This is a genomic window from Streptosporangium sp. NPDC049248 (assembly GCF_040678965.1).
In the GTDB taxonomy this organism is placed as follows: Bacteria; Actinomycetota; Actinomycetes; order Streptosporangiales; family Streptosporangiaceae; genus Streptosporangium; species Streptosporangium fukuiense.
This window is the reverse complement of record NZ_JBFAQY010000065.1, coordinates 1-9,836: the sequence shown is the minus strand read 5'-3', so window position 1 is coordinate 9,836 and position 9,836 is coordinate 1. Positions and strand designations below refer to the sequence as shown.

General features: G+C 70.0%; 8 protein-coding genes. 3 read left to right on the top strand and 5 right to left on the bottom strand.

Translation table 11 applies throughout. From position 1 onward, the window contains the following. Positions 1-216: 216 nt before the first annotated feature. The 4 genes from AB0K21_RS44425 to AB0K21_RS44410 form a co-directional block, all read right to left on the bottom strand. The gene (locus AB0K21_RS44425; protein WP_343972533.1) at positions 217-1,476 is read right to left on the bottom strand and encodes a cyclopropane-fatty-acyl-phospholipid synthase family protein; all 1,260 of its coding nucleotides are present in this window, start codon (positions 1,474-1,476) and stop codon (positions 217-219) included. Positions 1,477-1,490: 14 nt separating this feature from the next. After that, positions 1,491-2,849 (bottom strand): FAD-binding oxidoreductase, encoded by a 1,359-nt coding sequence (locus tag AB0K21_RS44420; RefSeq protein WP_343972536.1) that lies wholly within the window; start codon positions 2,847-2,849, stop codon positions 1,491-1,493. A gap of 110 nt (positions 2,850-2,959) precedes the next feature. Further along, complete coding sequence (locus AB0K21_RS44415; RefSeq protein ID WP_343972539.1) at positions 2,960-3,940, bottom strand: NAD(P)-dependent oxidoreductase; 981 nt, start codon at positions 3,938-3,940, stop codon at positions 2,960-2,962. A 1-nt stretch (position 3,941) separates the two neighbouring features. Continuing rightward, on the bottom strand, positions 3,942-5,600 hold the full coding sequence (locus tag AB0K21_RS44410) for a serine/threonine-protein kinase (protein WP_364159204.1): 1,659 nt from the start codon (positions 5,598-5,600) through the stop codon (positions 3,942-3,944). A gap of 204 nt (positions 5,601-5,804) precedes the next feature. On the opposite strand from AB0K21_RS44410, the gene AB0K21_RS44405 reads away from it, so the two are divergent. From AB0K21_RS44405 to AB0K21_RS44395, 3 genes are all read left to right on the top strand, one after another. Next, positions 5,805-6,938: a CaiB/BaiF CoA-transferase family protein gene (locus tag AB0K21_RS44405; RefSeq protein WP_343967831.1), complete on the top strand. Its 1,134-nt coding sequence runs from the start codon at positions 5,805-5,807 to the stop codon at positions 6,936-6,938. Further along, entirely contained in the window at positions 6,938-7,591 is a 654-nt protein-coding gene (locus tag AB0K21_RS44400) for a nitroreductase family protein (protein WP_343967834.1), read from the top strand. Before AB0K21_RS44405 ends, AB0K21_RS44400 begins: the two co-directional genes overlap by 1 nt. A 199-nt stretch (positions 7,592-7,790) precedes the next feature. After that, positions 7,791-9,053: a cytochrome P450 gene (locus AB0K21_RS44395; protein ID WP_343967836.1), complete on the top strand. Its 1,263-nt coding sequence runs from the start codon at positions 7,791-7,793 to the stop codon at positions 9,051-9,053. A gap of 53 nt (positions 9,054-9,106) precedes the next feature. Here AB0K21_RS44395 and AB0K21_RS44390 read toward each other — a convergent pair. Next, a partial coding sequence (locus AB0K21_RS44390) for a transposase (protein WP_364159199.1) occupies positions 9,107-9,836 on the bottom strand: 730 nt, incomplete at its 5' end.

Sequence of the window (9,836 nt, the reverse complement as noted above, 5' to 3'; positions counted from 1 at the left end):
CGGTGAAGCAGGAAACCCACCCGGTGAGGGTTGGAATCCTCCGGCTTCAGCCCCGGGGAGGAAGTCAAGGTGAACCGCTTCGGACGAGATGACCACGGCGGCTGAACCAATGTGAACGCGACCACGCGGGCACGCCCGCGCGGAGTCTCGTACGGGAACATCCCCTATGAGCTTCTTCCGCGCGGGGGTGCCCTGCATGGGCGCGCCCCGAGAGGGTCAGGGCCAGTCGCGTGAGGGGCGGAGCGGCAGGTGGGCCGCGCCCTCGGAGTCGAGCTTCACACCGAGGACCTGGTGGAGCTGGATCTTGTTACGTTCGAAGCCGACCACGCAGGCCGCCATGTAGAGACGCCAGACCCGCGCCGTGCCCTCCCCCACCTCGGCGACCGCCTCGTCCCAGTGCTCGTCGAGGTTGGCGCACCAGTAGCGGAGGGTCTGCGCGTAGTGCTCGCGCAGGTTCTCCTCGTGCCGGATCTCGAAACCGGTGTCCTCGATCTGACGGGCCAGGTAACCGACCGACTCCAGCTCCCCGTCGGGGAAGACGTAGCGATTGATGAAGCCGCCGGCGTTGAGGGTCTTCTCGGTGCCCGTCGGCCGGGTGATGCAGTGGTTGAGCAACCGCCCGCCGGGGACGAGCTTGTCGTACAGGAAGCGGAAGTAGAAGGGCAGCTGCTCCTTGCCGATGTGCTCGGTCAGGCCGATCGAGCTGACCGCGTCGAAGCCGGTCTCCGGCACGTCACGGTAGTCCATGTGCCGGACCTCGGCGAGCTCGCCGAGACCGGCCTCCGCGATGGCCTTCTGCGCCCACTCGGCCTGCTGGCGCGAGAGGGTGACGCCCAGCCCCTTCACCCCGTACTCACGGGCGGCGTGGATGACCATGCCGCCCCAGCCGCAGCCGACGTCCAGCAGCCTCATCCCCGGCTTCAGGCCCAGCTTCCGGGCGACCAGCTCGAACTTGGCCAGCTGCGCCTCCTCCAGGGTGGACTCCTGCTCGGGGAAGACCGCGCAGGTGTAGGCCATGGACGGGCCGAGCACCCACGAGTAGAACTTGTTGGAGACGTCGTAGTGGTGGTGAATCGCCTCGGCGTCGCGCTGCTTGGCATGCCTGCTGCCCATCCGGGCGAGCACGCTGCGCCGCACCTCCTGCGGAGGCGGCGGCATCCGGGTGAGCAGCGGACGGACCCCGAGGGCTCGGACGGCCGCGAGCTTCTGCCCGACCGGGAGGTCGTTGACCGTGAGCGACCACATCCGGGAGAGCAGCGCGTACATGTCCCCGTGGACATCGATGTGGCCGGACACGTACGCCCTGGCCAGTCCCAGCTCTCCGGGGGCCTGCGCCAGGTACGCGACGGCCGCCGGGGTCTTCACCTCGACGCTGATGTCGGCGCTGGCCGGACCGGCCTTACTGCCGTCGTAGGCGACGAAGCGTACATCCGCCTCAGGGCCCATCACCTTTTCGAAGATCTCTGCAAGCAACACAGAATCAACCTCTCTTAACGCCCCCGAACACACTTGTCGTAGAGGTCGAGCAACCGGCCACCCCCGTCGTATGCCCGCTTGACCGGCCAATAGGCGGTTCCGTTATAAAACCGCCAGAATTCATCCTCTGGGTAGAACGAAGTGGAGTACAGCGATTTATGGCCGTCCAGTTCGTGGACCCGGTTCTCGATGAGACGGTTGTGGTAACCGTCGAACTGCCCCCTGGGCAACGGGACCGTTCCCCAGAAGCCGAAATTGACGTACAGCCGGCCGGGCTCCAGTGGATAGAGCGGCCACTCGCCCTCGGACCTCAGCGGGCACATCCAGACCGGCGCCATCCCGACCTTGTCGTGGAAGAAGCTCAGGAACTCGGCACCGCGCTCGACGGGCACCTCGATGTCCTGGATGACCGACTCCTGTACCGGCAGGTCGCGCCAGCGGTCGATCCTGGCGATCACCCCGTACTTGCGGTCAAGGCCCACGAGCTTGCGGTAGACGTCCGAGCGCATCCACTTACGCGGCATCAGGGAACGCACCAGCGCGGTCTGCACGCCGAAGGCGCGCGAGCACCAGAACCAGTCGGTGTCCCAGCGCCACAGGTAGTCGCGGACGGTCAGCCAGTCGCGGGTCCTGGTCTGGATCGATCGGTAGTAGATGCGCATCCCGGTGTAGTCGGACAGGTACGGAGCACGCTCGGCGAAGCGTCCCACGGTGATGTAGAGCTCGCTCGGACCGAAGAACGTGCCGTCCACGAAGTCGACGCGCTCGCCCTCGTACTCGCCGCTGTCGCAGATCTCGCGCATCGCGAGCATGCACTTGTCGGCGTCCCCGAACGGGATGTGGGTCAGCCTGACGTACGGCTGGACGGGCTTGAGCTTGATCCGGATCCGCAGGGCGTAGCCAAGCGTGCCGTAGGAGTTGGGGAACGCCCGGAACAGGTCGCGGTGCTCGTTGTCGTCACGGGCCACGACGATTCTTCCGTCGCCGGTGAGGATCTCCAGCTCCTCCACCGACTCGTGCGGCAATCCGTCCCTGAAACTGGTGGACTCGATGCCGAGCCCCGTCACCGCCCCGCCCAGCGTGATCGTCTTCAGCTGCGGCACCACGTACGGCATGAGCCCGTGGGCGAGCGTGGCGTCCACCAGGTGCTCGTAGGTGGTCATCCCCTGGACCTCGGCGGTCATCGTCTCCGGATCGACCGCGATGACCTGGTCCAGGTCCCTGGCGGAAAGCTTCGCCGACCGGGTGCCCTCTCTGAAGCGGAACAGGTTCGTGGTGGCCTTGGAGAGCCGGGGCACCGCGTCGCCGGGAATGGCGGCGTAGGAATCCCTGATCTGCTCCACCGCTTGCCGGTGCGCCGACATTTCTGTCATCTGTCGCACGGTAATCACCCCCATGACCATCGTTGGAAAGATCGCCCCTAGGCACGTTATATCTCGGATGTCTCCGGAGCCAGGCGGGGCGCGTTAAACACTGGAAAACTCTACGACCGCCCTTCCAGGAACCTGCGACCGACCACCGGGTCGACCCCGTTGACCACGTTCGTCACCGGGCGGCCGTCGATCGCGGCCTCCAGGTTGTCCAGCACACACCTGATCAGGCGGCCGGTCGACTGCGGGGTCACCCCCGCCACATGGGGCGAGAGCAGGACCCTGGGACTGCTCCGCAGCGGATCGTCCGGCGGCAGCGGCTCGGTGTCGAACACGTCGAGCGCGGCGCCCCCCAGATGCCCCGACTCCAGGGCCGACAGCAGCGCCGCCGAGTCGACGACCTGCCCCCGGGCCGCGTTGACGAGCAGCGAGCCCGCGGGCATCAGGGACGGGTCGATCAGCTTCCTGGTCCCCTCCACCAGCGGGATGACCAGGACGAGGACCTGGGAGTTCGCGACCAGCTCGGCGAGCCCCCGGTAGGTGTAGGGCACCTCGCGCGGCGTGCGCGTCCAGTAGGAGACCTCGCACCCGTAGGCGGCGAACATCCGCGCGCAGGTCTCGCCGATCGGGCCGAAGCCGACGATGCCGACGCGCGAGCCGTGCAGTTCGGTGGGCCCGAGATCCAGCTGCGGCCAGCGGCCGGCGCGAACCGCGGCGTCGGCCTCCAGCAGCCGCCGCGACAGTGCGAGCGCGGCCGCGAAGCACCACTCGGCCACCCCCGTCGCGCTCACCCCCGCGGTGTTGGCCAGCGGCACACCGGCCGCGGCGAGCGCGGCGAGGTCGTGGCCGTCCACGCCCACCGACGGCTGCTGCACGAACGCCAGGTTCGGGGCGGACCTGACCGCCTCGGCGTCCAGGACGAGCTCGCCGCTCCAGTCGCCGACCACGATCTCGGCCTCGCCGAGCGCTGCGAGCAGCGACTCCCGGTCACGGGCCGCGGGGACCGACACCGCGACCCGGTCGCCCAGCGAGCCGAGCAGGTTGCGCACCGCCCCCTCGGGGAGCGGTGGCAGCGCGAGCACCTTCCAGGTCATGTCACTCGCCTCCGCGGGGGTGGAAACTGCCGAACACTCGGTTCATGAGGGGCCGCTGGGCATCCCAGTCGTCGTCGTGGGTGGTCCAGCTGAGCAGCATCACCGTATCGCCCACCTCGATGAAACGCTGCACCTCGTGGTAGGTCACCCCGGCCCTGGCCCAGGGGGCTCCGCCGTTGTCCTTCATGCTCCAGGTGAACTCCCACTGAAGTCCGGAGCCGTAGGCCAGGGGGATCTTCGCCGTGTCCTCGGAGTGGATCTCGCTCCACTGGGCCACGTTCTCCTTGACGGTCTCCTGCAGGGAGTCCAGACCGTCGGCGTTCGCCTCCAGCACCTCCACCGACAGGTGGGCGGCCCCGTCCCGGCGCAGCCACTGGGTGTAGCCCGTCTCGGCCGCCCAGTCGCCGTTCCAGCCGACCGGATAGCTGATGGACCAGTTCTCCGGCGGACGGGCCCGCCACACCTTCAACCCTCCGCTGGACACCACCGCTCTGGTCCTGGTGGGAGTGGGGGTGGGACTCGGGGTGGGCGTCGGAGACCTGGTCTCCTTCACCGGTTCGGGCGTCGTCTCCGAGGGAGCGGGCTCGGCGCGCGCCACCGGCCGCGATTCCGGCTGGGACATCGCCACGGCCGCGACGGCGCCACCGGCGGCCAGCAGCACGACGGCCGCCAGGACCAGCGGGATCCGGCCGCCGCCCCGCCCCCCACCGCGCCCCCCACCGCGCCGGCGGCCGGACGCGGGCGAGGTCTCGGTCTCGCGCCTGTCCCGCCCTCCACCGCGCGGATTCTCACCGGTCCGTCCCGTACGGTGGATCGCGCTCTCTCCGGTGCGCCGGGCCGCGGCCGACGGGTCGTCAAGGACCTCCGCCAGCATGGCGTCGGCCTGCTGGGCGGTCAGCCGGTGGGCGGGCTCGCGCTGGAGCATGCCGGTGAGCACCGCGCGCATCTCCAGGGGCACCCTGCCGAAGTCGGGTTCCTCGGTGAGGAGCGCGCCGAGGGTGGCGATGGCGTCTCGACGCTCGAAGGGGCCGTGCCCGACCAGTGCCGCGTAGAGGGTGGCGCCGAGCGCCCACAGGTCGGACCAGGGGCCCGCGTCGGTGCCGGTGGCACGCTCGGGCGGCAGGAAGCTCGGCGAGCCCGTCACCATGCCGGTCTGGGTCAGCGAGGTGTCGCCCTCGATGGTGGCGATGCCGAAGTCGGAGAGCACCGCGCGGCCGTCGGCCTCCAGCAGGATGTTGCTGGGCTTGACGTCGCGGTGCAGGATCCCGGCCTCGTGCGCCGCGCGCAGAGCCGAGAGGACCTGACGGCCGATGTCCGCGACCTGGCGCACCGGCAGCAGACCGACCTCGTCCAGCCCGCGGGCCCTGACCAGCTCCATGATGATCCAGGGGCGACCGTCCTGCTCCGCCACGTCGTAGATCGCCACGATGCCCCGGTGGTTGAGCCGGGCCGCGGTCCTGGCCTCGCGGGAGGTACGGGTCAGCTGGAGTTGGTGCTCGGCCGGGGAGAGGTTAGGCGGCAGGAGCACCTCCTTGACGGCGACCGAGCGGTTGAGGAGGGTGTCGTAGCCCTCCCAGACGACGCCCATGCCGCCCCTGCCGAGCTCCCGCAGCAGCCGATAGCGCCCAGCGACCACCCGTTCACTGTGCGGATATGTCATCGCAAAACCCCTAGGTCCCATTCGGCGAAGGCGCAAGTTTCCCATACGCGCGCGGGCGCCACGCGGCTCCTCACGATGTGTCTTGCCACAGAAAGCCGAATGTTGTTCTACTTGGGCGGAGGGAACGGCCGCGCACAACACCAAGCGATTGCTTGTGTTCGCCGTACCGGACTAGAGTCGATACCGCATCTGAGGAGAATATCGATGGAGCGCGTGACCAGGAAGGGCCCACTGGCCGGAGTCCGCGTGCTCGAACTGGCGGGGCTGGCTCCCGGGCCGTTCGCCGGGATGATGCTCGCCGACCATGGAGCCGAGGTGCTGCGCGTCGAGCGCGCGAGCGTCGTCGCCAAGGCGGGGGACAGCCCGCGCGCCGACGTGATGGACCGGGGCAAGAGAACGGTCGGCCTGGACCTGAAGTCCCCCGAGGGGGTGGCCGCGTTCAAGGAGCTGGCCCGCCATGCCGACGTGGTCATCGAGGTCTTCCGGCCCGGGGTCGCCGAACGCCTCGGCATCGGCCCCGACGACCTGCACGCGGTCAACCCGCGCCTGGTCTACGGGCGGATGACCGGCTGGGGTCAGGACGGCCCGCTCGCGCCGACCGCCGGGCACGACATCGACTACATCGCCATCTCCGGCGTGCTGTCGATGCTCGGCCGCGAGGGCGAGCGCCCCACCCCTCCGATCAACATCCTCGGCGACTTCGCCGGGGGCGGCCTCATGCTCGCGTACGGCGTGCTGCTCGCGCTGATCGAGCGGGAGCGGACCGGCGAGGGCCGGGTGATCGACGCCGCCATGGTGGACGGCGCGGCGACATTGTTCGCGATGTTCTACCACGGCGTGCAGACCGGCTTCTGGGGCCCGCGCGGCACGAACCTGCTCGACACCGGCGCGCCGATGTACGACACCTACGAGACCGCCGACGGCGGACATCTGGCCGTCGGCCCGCTGGAACCACAGTTCTGGGCGGAGATGGTCACGCTGATGGGGCTTGAGGACCTGCCCGACCGCAATGACAGAAAGCAGTGGCCCGCGCTTCGCGAGCGGCTGGCCGAGGCCTTCCGGTCAAGGACCCGCGCCGAGTGGGAGGCGGTCTTCGACGGCTCCGACGCGTGCGTCTCCCCCGTCCTGGAGATGGGCGAGGCCGCCGAACATCCGCACAACAAGGCCAGGGGCACCTTCGTCGAGGTCGGCGGCATCCGGCAGCCCGCCCCCGCGCCACGCCTGCTCGGGGTGGAGGAGCAGGACCTCTCCCCCGCCACCCGGCTGGCGGATCTGACCTCCTGGGGCCTGTCCGACCAGACCGCGGCAGAACTGCGCGAAGCGGGGGTGCTGGCCTGATGGACGTCTTCGAGGCTCTCTACACGACCAGGGCGATGCGCCGGGTCAAGCCGGACCCGATCCCCGAGGAGGTCCAGCGAAGCATCCTGGACGCCGCGGTCCGCGCGCCCAGCGGCGGCAACGTACAGAGCTGGCGCTTCCTGCTGGTCGACGACCTCGCGGTGAAGGAGCGGCTCGGGCCGCTCTACCGGAACGCGCTCGGACAGCTCTTCGAGGGCCACTACCGCCCGATGCGGGAGAGGGCCGAGGCCGAGGGCGACACCCGGACGCTCAACGTCCTGAACTCGGCGAAGCACCTGGCCGACCACTTCGAGGGCTATCCGCTGCTCCTGTTCGCGTTCAACCGCAACGACCCGTCCGGCGGCTCGATCTTCCCCGCGGTGTGGAACGCGCAGCTGGCCGCCCGCGCCCACGGTGTGGGCAGCGCGCTGACCAGCGTGCTCGGCCTTTTCCACGCGGAGGAGACGCTGCGGGTGCTCGGCGTGCCCGAGGGCAAGGGCTGGACCCTGGCCGCCACGGTCACCTTCGGCTACCCGACCGGACGATGGGGCGTCGCGCCCCGCCGCCCGGTGCACGAGGTGAGCTACCGCAACCGGTGGGGCCAGGACGTGGGCTTCGAGATTTCCGAACCCCTGTGGAGGCCGGAGGACTGAACCCCGGCGGCGCGGGGCCGCCCATCCGACGACGACACGACCTCGCCCGGACGCGTTGGCGCGACCGATCGGGCGGCTCGGCACAATCACCCGATGTTCCGGAGCTGACCATGCTTGATCACGCCGTTCACGCCGCGGCGGGCGCCTGCGGCCCCGCCTCCATCCCGGGACGCCTCGAAGGACGCGGGAGGGATCTTCGATGACCAGTCCGTTCTCAGAGGTGGGCCAGGAGATCGGGCGCCGCGTCGCGGCGGCGCCCGCGTCTCCCGAGTCGCCCGAGTCGCCCGGTGCCGCCGGGATCGACCTGCTCGACGGCGACATGTACGCCGGTGACCCGGGACCGGTGTACGCCTGGCTGCGCGAGCACGCGCCGGTCTATCACGACGCGGAGAACGCGCTGTGGGGCGTCTCCCGGCATGCCGACATCTCGGCGATCGAGCGCGATCCGAAACTGTGGTCCAACGCGGGCGGCTACCGGCCACAGCTCCCCAGCGACCCGTCGATGATCGGGATGGACGACCCGGAGCACGCCGAACGCCGACGCCTGGTCTACCGGCGCTTCACCCCGCGCCACGTGGCGGAGCGGTACGCCGGCCGGATACGCGCCGTCGTCACCGAACTCATCGACGAGGCGCTGGAGAGGCGCACCGTGGACGCCGTACCCGCGCTGGCCGCGCCGCTGCCGGGCCGGATGATCGGCTGGCTGCTCGGCTTCCCCGAGGAACGCTGGCCGGAGCTGGTGCACTGGTCGGAGACGACGGTCGCGGCCGGGGGCGGCCTGCGCTATGTCACTCATGAGGCCGCCGTCGCCGCCGGGGAGTTCGCCACCGCCGTCCTGGAACTGGCCGCCGAGCGGCGCGGCTGCCCGCGCGACGACCTGACGTCGATCTGGAGCCGGGAGGCCGGTTACGACGACGACCACCTGGCCAACGAGGCGCTGCTGCTGCTCGACGGCGGCGCCGAGACCACCAGGACCGTCATCGCCACCGCCATCGGCGCGCTGATCGACCACCCCGAGCAGTGGCGGATGCTGCGCGAGGACCCCTCGCTGATCGGGAACGCCGTCGAGGAGTTCGTCCGCTGGACCACCCCGGTCCTCAACATGTGCCGGAGCGCCACCCGCGACACGGTCCTGCACGGCCGGCGGATCCCCGCGGGCGGCCAGGTCCTGCTGATGTACGGCTCCGCCAACCGGGACCCCTCGGTCTTCACGGACCCGGACGTCTTCGATGTGACCCGTCCCGCCGGCGGCCACATCGCCTTCGGTCTCGGCACCCACTTCTGCCTGGGGGCGGCGCTGGCCCGGCTGGAACTGCGGATCTTCTTCGAGGAGTTCGTCCGCCGGATCGGTTCGGCCACCCGGGCGGACGAGCGGGGGCCGCGCATCCTGCCCAACGCCTTCGTCCGGGGGGTCACCTCCTTCCCGATCGTCCTGGAACCCCGGTCAGCTTCTCAGCCCTGAAGGGCTGAGCTCGCAGTTCCTCGCCGTCGGTGGCTTCGACGGTCTGGTCCGCGTCAGGCAGCGTGACTCACTGCCCAGCCTGTGACACCGCGTGAGGCGATGTTGCGGGCTGCGTTGACGTCGGCGTGCTCAGCGAAGCCGCACGACGTACAGGCGAAGGTTTCCCGGTCCGGCCGGTTGCGTTTGTCGACGTGGCCGCATGCCGAACACCCCTGGGAGGTGTACGCGGGGTCGACGTGGACCACGGCGACACCCGCGCGGGCGGCCTTGTAGGCGACGAATTGGCCGAGTTGGTGAAACGACCACGAGTGCAACGTGACCCGCTGGGGCTTGCGGAGCCGTACCCGCTCGCGGATGCCCTGGAGGTCTTCCAGGGCGATGCCGCGTCCGGTGCGTTGCGCCTCGGTCACGATGCTTTTGGAGATGCGGTGGTTGACGTCCCGGGCGAACCGGGACTCTTTACGACGGCGGGCCTTGAGCAGGCGTTTGGCGGACTTGGTCTGTTTGGTCTGCAGGCGGCGGCGCAGTTCCCGGTTGCGGTGCCGGACCGCGTTCAGGTGCCTGCCCGAGTGTCGTTCGCCGTCGCTGGTGGTGGCGATGTTGGCGATACCGAGGTCGACGCCGAGAAAGGCGTCGGGTTCGGTGACGTCGACATCGGGGACGTCACAGGTGGCGATCAGCAGCCACATGCCGTCGCGGTGGATCAGGTCGGATTCGCCCTTGCGGTAGGCGGCCAGCGCGCGGGCCTGGTCGTCGGAGCAGGCGAACCGGATGCCTTTCATC

Bases quoted from the DNA above. Each gene is read 5' to 3' on its own strand.
- AB0K21_RS44420 (WP_343972536.1), bottom strand. From the start codon at position 2,849: ATGACAGAAATGTCGGCGCACCGGCAAGCGGTGGAGCAGATCAGGGAT.
- AB0K21_RS44415 (WP_343972539.1), bottom strand. From the start codon at position 3,940: ATGACCTGGAAGGTGCTCGCGCTGCCACCGCTCCCCGAGGGGGCGGTG.
- AB0K21_RS44395 (WP_343967836.1), top strand. From the start codon at position 7,791: ATGACCAGTCCGTTCTCAGAGGTGGGCCAGGAGATCGGGCGCCGCGTC.
- AB0K21_RS44410 (WP_364159204.1), bottom strand. From the start codon at position 5,600: ATGACATATCCGCACAGTGAACGGGTGGTCGCTGGGCGCTATCGGCTG.
- AB0K21_RS44405 (WP_343967831.1), top strand. From the start codon at position 5,805: ATGGAGCGCGTGACCAGGAAGGGCCCACTGGCCGGAGTCCGCGTGCTC.
- AB0K21_RS44400 (WP_343967834.1), top strand. From the start codon at position 6,938: ATGGACGTCTTCGAGGCTCTCTACACGACCAGGGCGATGCGCCGGGTC.